The organism is Pseudovibrio sp. Ad26 (assembly GCF_001623285.1).
Classification (GTDB): domain Bacteria; phylum Pseudomonadota; class Alphaproteobacteria; order Rhizobiales; family Stappiaceae; genus Pseudovibrio; species Pseudovibrio ascidiaceicola.
The window spans coordinates 245,681-262,625 of record NZ_LMCE01000047.1; the positions used below are offsets into that span (position 1 = coordinate 245,681).

Annotated in this window: 13 protein-coding genes; 6 read left to right on the plus strand and 7 right to left on the minus strand. The window is 51.6% G+C overall.

Annotated elements, in window-relative coordinates; all coding sequences use genetic code 11:
* Positions 1-49: 49 nt before the first annotated feature.
* Positions 50-961, minus strand: a complete 912-nt coding sequence (locus PsAD26_RS07595; protein ID WP_063309905.1) for an alpha-1,2-fucosyltransferase — start codon at positions 959-961, stop codon at positions 50-52.
* Between the two features lie 447 nt (positions 962-1,408).
* Here PsAD26_RS07595 and tyrS point away from each other — a divergent pair, with 447 nt between their 5' ends.
* Positions 1,409-2,680, plus strand: coding sequence for a tyrosine--tRNA ligase (gene tyrS / locus PsAD26_RS07600; RefSeq protein WP_063309906.1), 1,272 nt, complete (start codon positions 1,409-1,411; stop codon positions 2,678-2,680).
* Between the two features lie 45 nt (positions 2,681-2,725).
* Here tyrS and PsAD26_RS07605 read toward each other — a convergent pair whose 3' ends face one another.
* From PsAD26_RS07605 to PsAD26_RS07625, 4 genes are all read right to left on the minus strand, one after another.
* On the minus strand, positions 2,726-3,133 hold the full coding sequence (locus tag PsAD26_RS07605) for a cytidine deaminase (protein ID WP_063309907.1): 408 nt from the start codon (positions 3,131-3,133) through the stop codon (positions 2,726-2,728).
* A gap of 40 nt (positions 3,134-3,173) precedes the next feature.
* The gene (locus tag PsAD26_RS07610) at positions 3,174-4,400 is read right to left on the minus strand and encodes a DUF418 domain-containing protein (protein WP_063309908.1); all 1,227 of its coding nucleotides are present in this window, start codon (positions 4,398-4,400) and stop codon (positions 3,174-3,176) included.
* A 397-nt stretch (positions 4,401-4,797) separates the two neighbouring features.
* On the minus strand, positions 4,798-5,895 hold the full coding sequence (locus PsAD26_RS07620; RefSeq protein WP_063287226.1) for a site-specific DNA-methyltransferase: 1,098 nt from the start codon (positions 5,893-5,895) through the stop codon (positions 4,798-4,800).
* Positions 5,896-6,319: 424 nt separating this feature from the next.
* Positions 6,320-7,540, minus strand: coding sequence for a glycerophosphodiester phosphodiesterase family protein (locus PsAD26_RS07625; RefSeq protein ID WP_063309910.1), 1,221 nt, complete (start codon positions 7,538-7,540; stop codon positions 6,320-6,322).
* Positions 7,541-7,844: 304 nt separating this feature from the next.
* Here PsAD26_RS07625 and PsAD26_RS07630 point away from each other — a divergent pair, with 304 nt between their 5' ends.
* Positions 7,845-9,323, plus strand: coding sequence for an AMP nucleosidase (locus tag PsAD26_RS07630; RefSeq protein ID WP_063293848.1), 1,479 nt, complete (start codon positions 7,845-7,847; stop codon positions 9,321-9,323).
* Positions 9,324-9,387: 64 nt separating this feature from the next.
* On the opposite strand, the gene mutY is transcribed toward PsAD26_RS07630, so the two are convergent.
* Complete coding sequence (gene mutY / locus PsAD26_RS07635) at positions 9,388-10,440, minus strand: A/G-specific adenine glycosylase (protein WP_063309911.1); 1,053 nt, start codon at positions 10,438-10,440, stop codon at positions 9,388-9,390.
* A 146-nt stretch (positions 10,441-10,586) separates the two neighbouring features.
* Here mutY and PsAD26_RS07640 point away from each other — a divergent pair, with 146 nt between their 5' ends.
* Positions 10,587-11,114, plus strand: coding sequence for a DciA family protein (locus PsAD26_RS07640; RefSeq protein WP_208985563.1), 528 nt, complete (start codon positions 10,587-10,589; stop codon positions 11,112-11,114).
* 35 nt (positions 11,115-11,149) lie between these two features.
* Here PsAD26_RS07640 and PsAD26_RS07645 read toward each other — a convergent pair whose 3' ends face one another.
* Positions 11,150-11,641, minus strand: coding sequence for a hypothetical protein (locus tag PsAD26_RS07645; RefSeq protein WP_152986677.1), 492 nt, complete (start codon positions 11,639-11,641; stop codon positions 11,150-11,152).
* 509 nt (positions 11,642-12,150) lie between these two features.
* On the opposite strand from PsAD26_RS07645, the gene PsAD26_RS07650 reads away from it, so the two are divergent.
* The 3 genes from PsAD26_RS07650 to PsAD26_RS07660 all read left to right on the plus strand — a co-directional run bounded on the left by PsAD26_RS07650 (position 12,151) and on the right by PsAD26_RS07660 (position 16,915).
* Positions 12,151-12,792, plus strand: a complete 642-nt coding sequence (locus PsAD26_RS07650; protein ID WP_057462890.1) for a DsbA family protein — start codon at positions 12,151-12,153, stop codon at positions 12,790-12,792.
* Positions 12,793-12,885: 93 nt separating this feature from the next.
* A complete protein-coding gene (gene smc, locus PsAD26_RS07655) occupies positions 12,886-16,344 on the plus strand; it encodes a chromosome segregation protein SMC (protein WP_063309912.1) in 3,459 nt (1,152 codons plus the stop codon).
* A gap of 196 nt (positions 16,345-16,540) precedes the next feature.
* The gene (locus tag PsAD26_RS07660) at positions 16,541-16,915 is read left to right on the plus strand and encodes an AtpZ/AtpI family protein (RefSeq protein ID WP_108817844.1); all 375 of its coding nucleotides are present in this window, start codon (positions 16,541-16,543) and stop codon (positions 16,913-16,915) included.
* Positions 16,916-16,945: the final 30 nt, after the last annotated feature.

Here is a 16,945-nt window from a genome sequence, read left to right on the forward strand (position 1 = left end):
CAAAAAAGAGGCTAGCTCGTTTTTATCAGCCCGGAGCGCCAGAGTTGCCCTAGGTACTCTGGAGCATTGGAGTTGGGGAAACTGATGAAGCGTACTTTGCTACTCTTTGCCAGTTCTCAGGCAGGAAATATTGGTTTTGATGTTCTTTGGTTGCGCGCCAAGGATATGGAGCAAACACTTGTTTCTCCGGGTTTTTGTTCAGATAAGCAGCCCACCAGCTGTAGGTACTGTTTGCTATAATTTGGTGGGCGCAGCGGGACATAAGCATCATGTCCTCGAAATCCCTTCCATCTGTTGGAGCTTTGAAGAAGGCAACATTTGGAAGATGCGCTAACACGTCTTCACACCAGCTGATGTCATCAGAGAACACAACAGGCTTCGCAGGGCCTATTTTGTCTTCCAGAGTTTGCAGCGAGCGGAGATAGTACTCCACGCTGCACAGTCCATAACTTTGCCTCGCCGGCCCAGTCGCAAAGTCACCTCGGCGTATATGAAGTGCGACAGCGCGTGGGTGATCAACAATATCAAGATAGGGATATCGAGATGGTGTAAAGTCCAGTAGGTTCAAATCCTGCTGCAACGTCTTTCTTATGGCATCAGCTATATGAGAAGACATGAAGTAGCCATTTAAAAAATAGTTTTTGCTTGGAGATCTTCTTGCAGCTTCCAGTTCATCCAATGATAGAATCTGTCTGGTTTTAAAGGCTCTTACATGCAGCGACACTTGCTGAAGTTGTTTGGAGAATTTTCCAAATGGAAAGAAAACCTTCCTGAAGTCTTTTGGTTGTGCCACACGTGTGGGGAGGGGAAATCCCATCAGAGGTGGTGTCCTGCCAGCCTTCCGATCGCGCTCTCCGGAATACAGAACAATTTCGCTCTTTGAGGCGTCCGCGAGATATCGTGCAGCAGCCCATTGGAACAGCTGGTTACCCAACCTCCCCTTCAGATTTACAATGATCATGTGGCCTCAACGGTATGTTCCTCTTCACATCTCAAGACTATTTCAATGCAGATAACTCGACCATCTGTGAAAACTAGCTGTAGGCAATCTAAATTGAAGGTAGGTAGATATCTAAGGCGATTTTTCCGGTTATACCTCAATGAGTTACAGTACACTAAATCTGTCTAAGGAAAATTGCTCGAGAGGATCGAATATGCTGAAAATAAGCTTTTTGATTTATGTTTGAGGCACAAACTGCCAAAACTTTCTTGACAGGGCGGGGGCGTTGCGGTCATACACTTGGGCATGAACAAGAACCTGACCATCATTTCTGCGGTTTATTATTATGCGCCCGACATATCGGCGGCCGCGTTCCTATAAACTCATGTAAAATTGAGGTCAGAACCAAAAGCCGCCGCGTAGGCGGCTTTCGTGTTTTAGCTCTCCTGCGCGGCGAAGGAGAGCATTATGAAACACACAATGGTAGATACAACGCGCTGCTTCCGTCCCAAATCTGAAGCCCTTCAACTGCTGATCGATCGCGGCTTCCTGCATCAATGCACGGATCTGGAAGCACTGGATGAAAAGCTGCAAGCAGGCCCCATCACAGCATACGCCGGGTTTGATGCGACCGCTGACAGCCTGCATGTCGGCCACCTGCTGCCATTAATGGCCATGCGCTGGCTGCAGAAAACTGGACATAAACCAATCTTGTTGGTGGGCGGTGGTACAACCCGCGTTGGTGATCCAAGCTTCCGCAGTGAAAGCCGCCCGCTGCTGGATGATGCCCAGATTGAGCACAATCTCGCAGGTATCCGCGCAACCGTAGAACGTCTCTTCGATTTGTCTGAAGGGCAGGGCCAAATCGTCAACAATGCTGAGTGGCTCGATGAATTCCGCTTCCTCGAGTTCCTGCGCGACTTCGGCACGCACTTCACCGTCAACCGCATGATGACGTTCGACAGTGTTCGCTCTCGCCTTGAGGCTCAGCAACCGTTGTCGGTGCTGGAATTCTGCTACATGATGTTGCAAGCTGTTGATTTTGTTGAGCTCAATCAACGCTTTGACTGTACATTGCAGATCGGAGGTTCCGATCAGTGGGGCAACATCGTCAATGGTGTGGACCTTGGCCGCCGTTCTGGCAGCCAGCTCTTCGGCTTCACACTACCACTGTTGACAACAGCCTCGGGCAGCAAAATGGGCAAAACCGCAGAAGGCGCGGTGTGGCTTAACCCATCCCGCCTGTCCAGCTTCGGTTTCTGGCAGTTCTGGCGCAATGCTGATGATGCAGACGTGCCGCGACTGCTAAAGCTCTTCACCGACCTGCCGCTGGGAGAAATTGATCGCCTGTCCTCCCTTCAGGGGCAGGAGCTGAATGAGGCTAAGAAGATACTGGCAACACAAGTCACCGGCATCGTCCACGGTTTGGCCGCAGCAGAAGCCGCTCTCCAGCAAGGCGAAGCTTTGTTCAGCGGTCAGGAAGACCTAAGCCAGCCAACCCATGAACTGCCTCTGGCCCTCCTTGCCAAACCACTCGGTCTCTTGGACCTGCTGGTAAAAACCGGCTTCGCCACCACCAACAGCGAAGCCCGCCGCCTCATCCGCGGCGGCGCCGTCCGCCTCAACGGTGGCATCGTCATGGAAGAAACTCGACTGATCTCTGAGGGAGACCTGAAACCGGGTGAGCGTTTGACGCTCGCAGTTGGCAAGCGGCGTAAGGCTCTGGTGGAGTTTGTGTAATCGAAAAGAGGGTGGTCAGCTTAGATCTGGCCACCTCATTGCAAACTACAGCACTTCACCATTGACGATGGACCAATGATGGGGTTGCAAGTCTCGCAGGTTCTTAAAGATCAGCACATTTTCGCTGTTAGAAATCGCCGTCTTCACATCCCCACCCCAATGCACCAACCGCTCCTGACAAATTCCACAAGGAGTTAGAATAACAAAAGTGCTGTTTTCATCTTCGCGGTAGATACACAGGGAATGAGTGACAACCTCATCAAGCTTATGCGCTTCCAGAATTGCACCTACTTCCATGCAAAGGGATAGGCCATCATTCTTGGTATCTGGTGCAATACTGGTCAGGATTTTGCCGCTCTCAGTTCTAATAGAAGCAGCACCACCCCACCCGTTAGGATAGCGGCGCTCAATCAGCAGCTTAGCTTCTTCAAATAGAGTTTGCTCAATAGTCATTCTGCCACGCTAAAGTTGATCTGATAGGAAAAGAGCGGCTTCAACGACGAACGTGCGTGCTGTTCTCATCTTTGCTGAATGGAAAATACTGGTTGTAGGTCAGGCAACGCCACACCCATTCCAGTGGTCCGAGGTGATAACGTTGTAGCCAGTAAGTGCTGAGAGTGATTTGTATCACCCAGATCATGATGACGAAGCCGAGAAGTTCGACATAGTCATACTGTCCCAGTAGACGGAGGTGATAAAAAAGCGTCGTCGCTATCACGCTTTGAGCGATATAGTTCGTAAGCGCCAGCTTCCCGGCGATCGCTAGAATACGCATCGTCTTTTGCAGCAATGCTGATTTTATCAGAATGATCAGCAAGGCGGCATAACCAAGGGCGGAAAATGTACTTGCCCATAAAATGTATATTAAGCTAAGCATTGATGACGAATAGGCTACGGGCTCCTTATTTATGATTTCTGCCACCCAAAGAAGGTCAAGAGAAAGCCCACTCGGCAACGCGATTAGCAAAATGAGCAGGTATTTGCGTGTCGACCAATGGCCTGAAAGGAAACCGGTTTTTAAAAGCGCCATTCCTAAAAGCATGGTGCTTGCAACTTTCCAGTATGAAAAGAGCGGGCCCTCATAGATCAGGAGGGAAAAGTATGTCTCTCTCAGTTTGGCTGTACGTTCACTGAATGAGCCAGTTAATGCGGAAAGATCCTGTTGGTTCGCTGAGGACAAACTCTGCTGAGATTCTTTGTACATCTCCAGAAAGGAAGCCTTGTCAGCAGGAGAAAACAACGCGGGTAGATTAGCTAGGCAGATGTAAAATATAGATGGCAGGCAAAGTAGAACAATCGACCAAACAATCAATGTTTTGGCTTTTCTTCTTGTAAACGTCCACAGTACAACTGCCATCATTGCATAAACGAGTAATATGTCGCCATACCAAAAGAAAATTCCGTGAAAGAACCCGAGAAGACCGAGCCAAAACATACGGGTTAAGTGCATGTTAAGTGCATTACGCCCGGAGTGTTCTGCCTTATATGCGAATATGATGATCCCGGCTCCAAAAAGCATAGAAAGCAGGCTCAGGAACTTCTGTCCAAAAAGGAGAAAGGCGCCATACCAGGTCCAGTAGTTCAGAGAATCCATTTCTTGCCAGTAAGAAGTGTCGGTGGTCGTATAGTAGGGGAGCCCATACCCAGTAATATTGATGATCAAAATACCAAGAATGGCAAAGCCCCTTAAAATATCGAGGCTAGGGATGCGTTCTTGCATAAAGCTCTAAATGCTCCAATAAAATATGCAGATTGCCAGGTGGGTAAATACACTTCCCGAAACAAAGGAAACCACCGAATCTACGGCATATTAGGTATGGGCGGTATTTACCGCAAGGTGCGACGGCACAATACAGCTTGAAGACACCGCCCTAAAAAAGGGCCACCAATGTTGGATAGCTCACCTAAAAAACTACGCAGTGAAAACACCTTGTCCGATTGTAAATAGATGTATCATGCATGATTGGATGCTAGAGGAACTGGCAAAGGATGAAACCTTTGAGGGGGCAATAAAAAAGCCCCCGCCTAAAAAGGCAGGGGCCAAGTCATATGGATATGAAGCAGGGACAAACCCTGTAAACCGTGGGGCGAGATCGCCACACGAACTGTGTAAGACGCTACTTAGGCATCTGTGAACGGACGACTTCCCGAAGGGCGTCAACCGGCTCAAGGGCCTTGCCACGTTTAATGTGCCAGAAGGTCCAGCCATTACAGGCTTGCTGACCCTGAACGAGCGCACCCACCTTATGGATGGATCCTGAATGCTCGCCGCAGATCAAGGAACCATCGGCGCGAACCGTAGCCTTGAAGCGTCCACGGGCATCGGTCAGTTCCGCGCCCGGTGTCAATAATCCTGTCTCCAACAAATTGCCAAACGGAACCCGTGGAAGGGAGCGTTTGCCTTGTGTCATCGCCAGAAAATCATCGTTGGCAGGTGTAACCCGGTCAATCCGTTCGGAAGCTGCTTTGATGTAAGAGTCTTCACGCTCACATCCCACAAAGTGGCGGCCAAGCTTCTTGGCAACAGCACCGGTGGTGCCTGTGCCAAAGAATGGATCAAGGATCACATCGCCCTGGTTTGAAGTGGAGAGCAGCACGCGGTAAAGCAGGCTCTCCGGCTTCTGAGTTGGATGCACTTTGTCGCCATTGTCGTCCTTCAGGCGTTCATGACCAGTGCAGATAGGCAGCACCCAGTCAGACCGCATCTGAAGGTCGTCGTTAAACGTCTTCATTGCATCGTAGTTAAAGGTCGGCTTGCTCTCTTGTGAAGGGCAGGCCCAGATGAGCGTCTCATGAGCATTAGTAAAACGTTTGCCACGGAAGTTCGGCATCGGGTTTGTTTTCAGCCAAACCACATCATTGTTGATCCAGAACCCAAGGTCCTGCATCACCGCACCAACGCGGAAAATGTTGTGATAAGAGCCAATAACCCAGATGGACCCGTTTGGCTTTAACACGCGGCGAACCGCCTGCAGCCAAGCACGAGTGAACTCATCATAAGCTTTAAAGCTGGAGAACTGATCCCAGTGATCATCGCAGGCATCTACCTTTGAGTGATCAGGCCTGTGCAGATCTCCGCCCAGCTGTAGGTTATAAGGGGGATCGGCGAAAACCACATCCACGCTGTTGTCTGGAAGCTTGTTCAAAGCCTCAACACAGTCGCCCTTAATAATTGTATCAAGCCAGTCTGGCTTGGTGGAAATGTGGGGTGCCATCAAGGACACCCCTTCTTTACGCTGTACTCTCATTGCGACGCAACACCTCACGCAATTCATGAGTGCTATGGTTACCCACTATGGTAAACCAGAGGTTAATAGTGGATATCTTTTATTCTTTTAGAATCAACGCTTTATTTACAGATTCGAATATTCGTCTCGAAGTTAACTCCCATTAATATTCGACCGCGGATTCCCTTGGGGTAGAGGTTTATGAGGAGTTAAAATGGCGAAAATAGAGACCCTAAATATTTTTTTGAGAGTCAAGCTTTTTTGCTGGCTAAAAAGAACAAGGTAAACGCACTGCGGGGACAGCGGGCAAATCGGTTAACGAGTGTGGCAGGGCTTACGCTGCGGACAGCGCAAAAAAAAGCGCGCCATGTAAGGCGCGCTTCCAAAATGCAAATCAGTACAGGAGAGGGGCTTACTCAATCCCCATGCAGTTGGCGTAAAAAGTCACTGTCGCTGGCCAGTCAGAAAACACGCCGCTCACCTTCACATCCTGCGCCAGTACATCCAGCAGCTCATAAACACTACCTTCGCTGGTGATCGCATCATTGATGCTGCGGTAATACCAGCCGCCTTTGTTGTGAGAGAGCAGGCCAGAGCGCTCCAGCGTCCATGTGAAGATCTTGATGCCAGCCTCATTCGCAGCCTTCGCATAAGCAGACGGCACGATCTTCCCGTCATCCAGAGTGACAAGCATCCAGAGAGGAGGGGAGATATAGTTCACGCCCATCTCTTTCAACTCAGCCATGGATGGCTTGAAGCTGGTTGGATCAGATGTGTCAAAGCCCTGCATACGGAAGCGACCATCAAGGAACACGGCCTGTTTGCCAAACTCAGGCTCATTCTTGATCCAGTACAGCACATCATCCAAAAAGAAGGACTGCGGATAAACGTCAGAAGCTGGAATACCTGCTGCTTTATACTCTTCAATCAGCTTCTGAGCGAAATCTTCCTGAGTGAACCCGTCAAACGGCATCTTCACGCTCGGGCGCTTCAACTCCGGCGTAAATTTAACGCCCTGTTTTTTGAAGAGCTCGATGGATTGAGCATGGGCCATCAAAGTGCCACCAGCACCAGCTGCCGCATAAAGGTCCGTGCGCCAGTCTGCTGTGCCTTTCAGGAAGTCCTCAACCGTTGTTGCAGCTGGATTTGAGGCGTCCATTTTGCCAGTGAGACCTTGGAACTCCGCCAATGTGATCTCAGAGGTTCTGCACTCCGCCGCTGCTTTCTCGCCATCGGCAGCAGCAGTAAACGGAGCAACACACGTGCTGGCCAGATCAGTCGCGAGGATATCTGTGGTGGTCGCCAGATCATTTTGAGAATGACGGCAGACCAGCTCTTTGTCCTTGGTGAAGGTGACATCGCATTCCTGCCCCCCCGCACCCATCACAGCCGCAGCTTGATAAGACTCTAACGTATGCTCAGGAAACTGCAGTGGTGCCCCACGGTGCCCAATCGTGAAACTGGAAGCCTTTGCAGGATTGCCGATACAGGCGAGCAGCTTATCCTTCAACGGACTCTCTTGCATCTGCTCTACGAGAAAAGCAGGCCGCGGCCCCAACTGGGCAGCTTGTGCGCTCACAGTAAGGCAGGTGCCAGCTACCAAACCAAGCGCAGCAGTACGAACAAAGTGCATAAAAAGATCCCTCCCGATCATCTGAAGCGTAGTCCCGCAAAGTGCCTCTAGAACTCGCCCATGCAATTTTCGGGATAGTTTTACAGAATAAACTGAAGGAGATAAGGGTAAATATGTAGTTATGAATCTCAATTCTGTGTGCAGAGCTGAATCTGACGTTGCGTGAAAATATCCTCACTCACTAAAAAATAAACCATATTTGTCCGCAGTTTGTCTTGACCCTGTCGTAAACATCCCTCAGATATATAGTGACACGAAAGAGGAGAAACCGAACGTGTCGACTATATCCGATAGCGACGTTGTGATGGAAAGCCGTTCCATCCGTACGCCTGAGACAATTCCCCCACAATCCTTTAAAGATGCCAGTGAAGCTGTTGCGCACCTGATCTATCTGTTTGATCGGGCGACTGACTTTCTACGTGAGAATTTTAAAGAGGCTGCACAGGGCAGCATGTCGGAAACCCGGGTCAGAGCATTTTACCCGGAACTGCGATTTGAAGTATCCAGCCACATCCGCGTTGATACGCGCCTGTCCTATGGCTTTGTGGCAAGGCCTGGCAAATACAAAACCACAGTCACCCGGCCAGATCTGTTTAAGAACTACCTGGAACATCAGATTGATCTCCTGATCAAAAACCACGGTCTTGAAGTGGTGATCGCTGAAAGTGATCAGCCGATCCCGCTGCACTTTGCCTTTTATGATGGCGCACACGTGGAAGGCGCTTTGCCATCCAGCGAAGAGCGCCCGCTGCGTGATGTGTTTGATGTGCCGGATCTTGCCGTCATGGATGATGCCATCTCCAATGGCACCTACCGTTCAAAAGATGGCTTTGAGCCGCTTGCGCCGTTTACGGCTCCGCGCGTGGATTATTCCCTGCATCGCTTGCAGCACTACACCGCAACCGCGCCGCGCTATTTCCAGAACTTCGTGCTCTTCACAAACTATCAGTTCTACATTGATGGCTTTGCGCAGATGGCAAAAGAGCTGATCAATGATCCGGAGAGCGGATATGTAGCCTTTGTCGAGCCAGGTAATCTCATCACCTATGCAGGTGATAAAGAGCCACGTGAAGGTGTGGCCCCGCCGCGCCTGCCACAAATGCCAGCCTATCACCTGCTGCGGGAGGACAACTCCGGCATCACCATGGTGAACATCGGTGTTGGCCCGTCCAATGCAAAAACCATCACCGACCACATTGCAGTGCTTCGCCCACATGCCTGGTTGATGCTTGGCCACTGCGCTGGGCTCAGAAGCAGCCAGCAGCTTGGCGATTATGTACTGGCTCATGGTTATGTGCGTGAAGACAAGGTGCTGGATGCTGACCTGCCAACATGGGTTCCAATCCCGCCACTGGCAGAAGTGCAGGTCGCGCTGGAAGATGCCGTTGAAAAGACCACCGGTTACAGCGGCTATGATCTGAAGCGGGTCATGCGCACAGGAACCGTAGCCTCCATCGATAACCGCAACTGGGAACTGCGCGACCACCGCGAGCCGGTGCAGCGTTTCTCCCAGTCCCGTGCGATCGCGCTGGATATGGAATCCGCAACCATCGCTGCCAACGGTTTCCGCTTTCGCGTTCCTTATGGAACCTTGCTCTGCGTATCAGACAAGCCGCTGCATGGTGAGCTGAAGCTGCCCGGCATGGCGACAGACTTCTACCGGACGCAAGTGAATCAGCATCTGGAAATTGGTGTGAAGACCATGGAGGTCCTGAGGGAAATGCCGTTGGAACGGCTCCACTCTCGCAAACTCCGCAGCTTCATGGAAACCGCATTCCAATAAGCACCAATCAGCATTTGTAGAAACAAGAAAAGCCGGGCTCCAGACCCGGCTTTTTGCTGCGCACTTAAATCACGCCGCCGGCCTTCAGCGCTTTCATCATCACTGTTGGCAGGGCTTCCCCCTCAAGCTCATCTGGTGCCGACCACCAATATCCGTCAGGCTCATCGTAATGAGCGGGCGCCTGTGCCTGCCAGACGCTCATTTCTAGATGGAAGTGCGTGAAGGTGTGCTTCACGTCCTTCGGCGTACGCACCCAATCCGCAGTGATTGGAGCATGTGAGAGGTCTTCCATCGCTGCATCATCCGCCCAATGCGTGGTGATGGGCTCACTCATGCCAGCAAGCAGTCCTTTATCTTCGCGTTTGCGCAAAAGAATGCGGCCACGTGCATCGCTGAGCAGAAAGGCCATACCGCGTCGTGTCGGCTTCACCTTCTTAGGGGCTTTGCGTGGCAGAGTGTCCGCAATGCCTTGCTTGCGACCCTCACAAACATCCATCCATGGGCAGATGCCACAGGCCGGAGACTTCGGTGTACAGATTGTGGCGCCAAGGTCCATGATGGCCTGCGCAAAGTCGCCGGGACGGTCATGCGGCGTCACTTCAGCCATCAATGGCTTCACTTCAGCTTTGAGGGCAGGGAGCTCAGTCAGCAATGCATGGCGGCGGGACAGGACCCTCTCCACATTGCCATCAACCACAGCAGCATGGCGCCCAAAGGCTATCGTGGAGATTGCAGCAGCCGTGTAAGGACCAATGCCCGGGAGCTTTAAAAGCCGCTCTTCTTCCTCAGGAAAACGCCCATTGTGATGCAATTGGACAAATTTTGCACACTTATACAGATTTCTTGCACGGGAATAATAACCAAGCCCAGCCCACGCTTTTAGGATGTCTTCTTCCTCTGCATTGGCCATATCAGCAAGTGTTGGCCATGTCTTTATGAAGAGATTGAAGTAGTTTTTCACTGCCGCAACAGTAGTCTGCTGAAGCATGATTTCTGAGAGCCAGACATGGTAAGGGTCTGGTTTTACACCGGAAAGTATATCAGCAGGAGCTGTTCGCCATGGCAGTTGGCGAGAATTTCTGTCATACCAGTAAAGAACAACTAGATTATCTTGCATGGTTTTGTGGGTTAACCTTGGTTTTGATCCCTAAATAATTGGGGTTCCCTTGGTAATTCATGGTACCGCGGAAAACGGGACTGAATTAAGACTAATATAAAGCAATGGTCATATATGTGCCTTAATCTAATGGCGTGATGAAGACGATGAAAGCAACTGCGCAAAATCGGGTTTCCAGGAGATCAAGCCATCAGCTAAACGAGCTGATTGGTAAGACCATGCACCCTGTCGCGCGCAAGCGCGGATTTGCCAGTGCCGACCTTCTCACCGCCTGGCCAGAACTTGTCGGCAAGAAGTATCACGGAAAAGTACAGCCCGGTAGGCTTGTTTGGCCAAGAGCCAAAAGCTCTGAGGGAGAGCCGGTTGCAGAACCTGCAACACTTCTTGTTCATGCGGATGGCTCCACTGCTTTGTTCTTCACGCATGAAGCTCCACAACTGCGAGATCGGATAAACGCCTTTTTAGGCTGGAATGCGGTTGGCCGCATCAAGGTTGTGCAGCGTCCGGCGCTCAGAACCAAAAAGATCACACCAAAACCGCTTCGTGAGCTGTCAGAAATTGAAAACCGCCGCATCGAGCAGAAGGTTGCGTCAGTCTCTGATGAGCGGCTGAAGAATGCGCTGGAAAAGCTCGGCAAGAACCTCATTGCCCGCACACCTGCAAGCAACTCCTGATCCATCCTTAAAGACCTGCAGTTCTGAATGTGTGATTACTGGCTGACCACCAGATCATGCCCCTTTGCGGTATATCCCAGCAAAAGGTCAGGGCGCTCCATCAAAAGATAGGCTGTCGTTGTTTCCTGCGCATTCCGCAGCTCAATGGTATCACCATTCACCGCCCACGCCGTCACGCTGCTCAGCTCTTCATTTGTGCAGCCGCTTGTTGCTGCATGTCCGTTTGGAAAACTGCTGGTCACAGCTGGTGTCACAACAGCGGCGCCTGACGGGGTCTTGCTAAACTGAACCCGACAAGGAGCTGAGCTGTTTCCGCTGCCCTCGCTGACGACCCAGTTCGTAGAGGTAAGTGCGCCCAAATCTGCGGTGCCTGTATAAATTGTATTGGATGTGGCAGGTATAGCGGTCGTTTCAATCGTCGTTTCTTGAGTAGTTGTAGGTATAGCTTCGACGAAATCTTCAGATACAGAGGCTTGGCAGGCAATCAGTGGTGTGCTGAGAAGCATTAATGTAGTCAAGCGCTTCATAATGTATCCGTATATCTTGTTAGAGAGTTCTGTAAATATTTAATAACTCATTAATGAGGCAAAAACAAAACAACACGAGAAATTATTGTTGTTTTCCATGCATAAATTCTGTGGGTATGTATTAGCAGTGCAAATTTAATCATAGCGGATATCTTGGAACGCTCTCTGCCCGTTTATCGCGAAATGGCAGAAGTCCTTTGTTTTAAACGAAGAAAATCGTTTTTTCGCCTAACGTATGCGTCAATCCAGCTGCCTTACCAAAATTTAATATGACTACTCAGGATATTCGGTAGCATCCGACAAGTATTTGCCATAGTTTCCTGAAAACCAATTGTTGCTGGAAGGCGAGCTGTGGGCATGGCTGTATTCTGCGGATGTTCACCAGTTTGTGATCAATGGCTTTTGGGTTGGAGTGGTTATACTCCAGACCAGATGCTGGCTGTCTTTATGGCGATAAACGCGCCGGGTCAGCCAACAGGGCAACACATTTTAACTTGGGATAGAAAAACGTGACACTCTCTCGCCGTAAGTTTCTTGAGCGCACCAGTGCTCTTACAGCCGCTTCTCTTGCCTTTGCCGCTATGCCAACTGTTGCCTCTGCACAGACCTATTCTGAGGCAGACCTGAATAAGGTTGGCCCGTTGGGTGATAAGGTTATCGGCCAGGCAGACGCTCCTGTCACCGTCATTGAATATGCCTCTTTGACATGTGGTCACTGCGCCAACTTCCACAACACCACATATAAAGAACTGAAGAAGAAATACATCGACACTGGCAAAGTGCGTTTCATCTTCCGTGAATTCCCGCTGGATACAGTCGCCGCAGCTGGCTTTATGCTTGCGCGCTGTGCACCGGAAGACAAATACTTCGACATTATGTCTCTGATGTTCGAACAGCAGCGCAGCTGGGCATTCACCAATGATCCATACAGCGCCCTGTTGAATATGGGCAAGCAGCTCGGTTTCACTGAAGAAGCTGTAAAGGCTTGCTTGACGAATCAGGAAATACTAGACGGAGTAACCGAAGTTCGTGACTACGGCTCAGACACGCTGGGTGTAGATTCAACACCGACCTTCTTTATCAACGGTGAAAAAGTAAGCGGAGCACTCTCTCTTGAGGAGTTCAGCAAGTACGTGGATAAGAATCTGTAAGACAAGCGGGCAGCCCTCAGGGCTGTATCTCCTGCTCGCAGATCTATGCGCGTATGATCGCTTACACTCTGTTGTAAGAGTAGGGGGCGCTCTATGAAGTTTCAGCGCCTCCGTGTCCTTGGGTTCAAATCTTTTGTTGAGCCTATGGAGTTTGTCATTGAAGACGGCCTGACAGGCGTTGTCGGGCCCAATGGCTGCGGAAAGTCCAATCTTGTAGAAGCGCTGCGCTGGGTTATGGGAGAGAGCTCCTATAAGAACATGCGCGCCTCCGGAATGGATGATGTAATTTTCTCGGGCAGCCTCAACCGCCCGGCGCGTAACACAGCCGAAGTGACGCTCTTTCTCGACAACCAAGATCGAACTGCACCCACTGGATATAACGACAGTGACACGCTGGAAGTCACCCGCCGCATCGAGCGTGAAGCTGGCTCTGTCTATAAGATCAACGGCAAAGACGCTCGTGCAAGAGACGTACAGTTGCTGTTTGCCGACGCCTCCACTGGTGCGCGCTCACCGGCAATGGTGCGACAGGGGCAAATCGGCGAGCTGATTTCGTCCAAACCAACATCGCGTAGAAAGATCCTGGAAGAAGCCGCAGGCATCTCCGGCCTGCATAGCCGCCGGAAAGAAGCAGAAATCCGTCTGCGGGCTGCTGAAACCAATCTGGAGCGACTGGAAGATGTGGTTGTTCAGATTGAAGGGCAACTCGACGGCCTGAAACGGCAGGCAAGACAGGCCTCCCGCTACCGCAACCTCTCTTCTGAAATTCGCAAGGCCGAAGCGACGATCCTGTATCTGCGCTGGCAGGAAGCAACAGCCGCGCTTGACGCTGCCCGCAAGCAATATGCGGATGCTGAGATCGGAATGCGGGACATCGCAGGCCTGCAGGCGTCCACGGCGAAAGAGCAGGCACTTGCCGCCCATGAAATTCCAAAACTCAGAGAAGCCGCAGGCGGCGCTGCTGCTGCGCTCCAGCATCTGATTATCGCCAAAAATGATCTGGACTCAGAAGACCGCCGCATAAAAGAAAAACTGACAGACCTTCAGGCACGTCTGGCGCAGATGGAGCAGGACATTGAGCGCGAAGCTCAGCTCGCCAGCGAAAACACCAGTCATCTGGAAGAGCTGGAAGAGGAAAAGCAGGAACTCCTTGAAGCTGCCGAGACTTTGGAAGAGCGCGCCGCAGAAGCGGAAGAGCTTGTCCTGATATCAGAAGACAAGCTCGATGCCAGCGAGATGAAGCACTCGCGCATCACGCAGGATCACGCCAGCCTGCTTGCCAAACACACGCAGCTCGACAACCAGATCTCCGGTATCCGCCAGAAGAGCACCCGCTTTAAAGAAGAAGCAGACCGTTTCAAAGGCCAACTTGAAACGGTTGAGGCAGATATCAAAGCCGCCAGCGGCCCGAGCGACAAACGCGAAGAACTGGAACTAGCTCTGGAAGAAATGGCTGAAGTTGAAGAAAGCGCTGTTGAAGCCGAAGAAGCTCTGGCAGCCGCCCGTGAAGCCGAAAACAACTGCCGCAACCCATTAAATGAAGCGCATTCAGCTCTCTCAAGGTATGAGACAGAAGCAAAGACCCTTCACGCCGTTCTTTCCGCCGGTCAAAGCGGTGACTGGACCCCCGCCGTTGACAGGATGAGCGTGAGCCCCGGTCTGGAGACTGCGCTGGGCGCTGCTTTGGGCGAAGACCTTGATGCTGCAATGGAAGAAGATGCGCCGGTCCGTTGGAGCCTGAATGCGGGGGCGGGCAGTGATCCAGCCCTTCCAGCAGGCGCAACACCACTTTCCGAATATGTGCAGGCGCCCAATGAGTTGGCACGCCGTCTCGCTCAGGTTGGGCTGATTGAGGCTGAACACGGCTCAGCTTTGCGCAAAGAGCTGAAAGTTGGCCAGCGATTGGTCAGCAAGCAAGGGGATCTGTGGCGCTGGGATGGTTTGATCATCGCAGCAGATGCACCAACACCAGCTGCACAACGTCTCGCGCAACGAAACCGCTTGGCGGAACTGGAAGACCTCGTCGAACAGACGAGGGATCTGGTGGAAGAAAAGAAAGAAGCGCTGGAAACTGCGACCGAGCACAGGCGTCAGGCAGAAGTTGCTGAGCAGGATATGCGTCAGAAACTGCGTCTGGAGCAATCTCGTATTGTCGCCTTGCGTGAAGAACTCGCGACTGCTGAGCGTGCCCTAACAGAATTGTCGGTGCGTAAAACAACGCTTGAAGAACAGCTCCGCCGCGCAAATGAAGATTATGAAGAGACTGCAGCTTCGCTCGAAGAAGCCGAGAGCGCTCTGGAAGAACTACCGGATATTGCAGGCGTAACAGCTGAGCTGGAAAGTGCGTCCAAAGGTGTTTCCACCTGCCGCAGCAAACTGGCAGAGGCCAAAGGAGCCACCGATGCGCTGAAGCGGGAAGGGGAGCTGCGTGCGCGGCGCCTTGAAACCATTGAACGCGACAGACAGAATTGGGTTCAGCGCGCGCAAAACGCAGACAAGCAAATCTCCGTCCTGCGCCAGCGTCGTGATGATGCCGCAGAAGAGCGTCTCATCCTGTTGGAGAGCCCGGAGGAGATCGAGCTCAAACGTCAGGACCTGATGAATGGCCTCACATCTGCAGAGAGTGCACGCAAGGCAGCTGATGACAAACTCGCGGAAGGTGAAAAGCGCCAGCTGATCGCCGACCAGAAGGCCCGTGAAGCCATGGAAGGCTTATCGGGCGCTCGGGAGCGCAAGGTCCGGGCCGAGGAGCGCCTTGAAGCAGCCAAAGAGCGCCGCCTGGAAATTGAGCGACGCGTCGATGAGGTGTTGGAAGTCAATGTCTTTCGTCTGCATGAGATGGCCGGCCTGTCACCAGATGCGCCTTTGCCTGATGCCGAAGGCGCCGAACGCAAGCTTGATCGTTTGAAGGCTGAGCGGGAACGTCTGGGAGGCGTAAACCTGCGTGCCGATGAGGAAATGCAGGAAATTACGGAGCAGCGAGACACGCTGATTACCGAAAGAGACGACCTGATTGAGGCCATTAGGAAGTTGCGCACAGGAATCATGAACCTGAACAAGGAAGCGAGAGAGCGTCTCTTGAGCTCTTTTGATCAGGTCAACGACCACTTCAAGCGTTTATTCACACACTTGTTCGGCGGCGGAACAGCAGAGCTGAAACTGGTGGATGCGGAAGACCCGCTCGACGCGGGTTTGGAGATCTTCGCACGCCCTCCGGGCAAGAAGCCCCAGACCATGACACTGCTTTCAGGTGGTGAGCAGGCTCTCACCGCCATGGCGCTCATATTCGCAGTTTTCCTTACAAACCCTGCCCCAATCTGTGTTCTGGACGAGGTTGACGCTCCGTTGGATGATGCCAATGTTGAGCGTTATTGTGCTTTGCTGGAGGATATGGCGCAGAACACGGCAACGCGTTTCACCGTCATCACACACAATCCGATTACCATGGCGCGCATGTCTAGATTGTTCGGTGTAACCATGGCTGAAAGAGGGGTCTCTCAGCTCGTATCAGTAGATCTTGAGACGGCTGAACGATTCACGGAACCGGCCTAAAATAGGGTACAATACGGGCTTGAAAGTATCCTTTATACGTATTCTCTGTTAGAAACTCTGGAAACGCTTTAAATATCAGTTATTTAGATTAAGTAGCTCTAACCTTGACAGTGCAGATCACGAGCATTATGGTGCCCCCGACTTTCAGGGGCATCCATGTCTTTGAACTATCTGCCGGTATCTAGGAAGAATGAACATGTCTCCCGATGAGAATAAGCAGAGTGAAAAAGACATGAAAGAAACTGATCGTCACCTGTCTGAGCGGCTAGAAAAGCTCGGCAAAACGTTGGATACACGCTTGGACGAAGCCTCTGCTAAAGAGGAACCGAACAAGACCAGCGCGATGTCAGGCTTGTCACAGGCTTGGAAGATGTCTTCCGAGTTTATTGCCGCTATCTTTGTCGGGGGGGCACTCGGCTGGATGGCGGATAGCTGGATCGGGACCAAGCCGTGGGGGATGATAATTCTCCTGATGCTTGGCTTTGTTGCGGGAATATTAAACGTCCTTCGGGAGGCGGGCAAAGTCGCCGGCCCTGAAAGACGGATGAATTCTGGCAAGAAGCAGGACTAACTAATTCATCGCGCTCTTGCGCTCGTAAAT

Coding starts and splice junctions, on each gene's coding strand:
- PsAD26_RS07660 (WP_108817844.1), top strand. CDS start 16,541: ATGTCTCCCGATGAGAATAAGCAGAGTGAAAAAGACATGAAAGAAACT.
- smc (WP_063309912.1), top strand. CDS start 12,886: ATGAAGTTTCAGCGCCTCCGTGTCCTTGGGTTCAAATCTTTTGTTGAG.
- PsAD26_RS07630 (WP_063293848.1), top strand. CDS start 7,845: ATGGAAAGCCGTTCCATCCGTACGCCTGAGACAATTCCCCCACAATCC.
- PsAD26_RS07640 (WP_208985563.1), top strand. CDS start 10,587: ATGAAAGCAACTGCGCAAAATCGGGTTTCCAGGAGATCAAGCCATCAG.
- PsAD26_RS07645 (WP_152986677.1), bottom strand. CDS start 11,641: ATGAAGCGCTTGACTACATTAATGCTTCTCAGCACACCACTGATTGCC.
- mutY (WP_063309911.1), bottom strand. CDS start 10,440: ATGCAAGATAATCTAGTTGTTCTTTACTGGTATGACAGAAATTCTCGC.
- PsAD26_RS07625 (WP_063309910.1), bottom strand. CDS start 7,540: ATGCACTTTGTTCGTACTGCTGCGCTTGGTTTGGTAGCTGGCACCTGC.
- PsAD26_RS07620 (WP_063287226.1), bottom strand. CDS start 5,895: ATGGCACCCCACATTTCCACCAAGCCAGACTGGCTTGATACAATTATT.
- PsAD26_RS07605 (WP_063309907.1), bottom strand. CDS start 3,133: ATGACTATTGAGCAAACTCTATTTGAAGAAGCTAAGCTGCTGATTGAG.
- PsAD26_RS07595 (WP_063309905.1), bottom strand. CDS start 961: ATGATCATTGTAAATCTGAAGGGGAGGTTGGGTAACCAGCTGTTCCAA.
- PsAD26_RS07610 (WP_063309908.1), bottom strand. CDS start 4,400: ATGCAAGAACGCATCCCTAGCCTCGATATTTTAAGGGGCTTTGCCATT.
- tyrS (WP_063309906.1), top strand. CDS start 1,409: ATGAAACACACAATGGTAGATACAACGCGCTGCTTCCGTCCCAAATCT.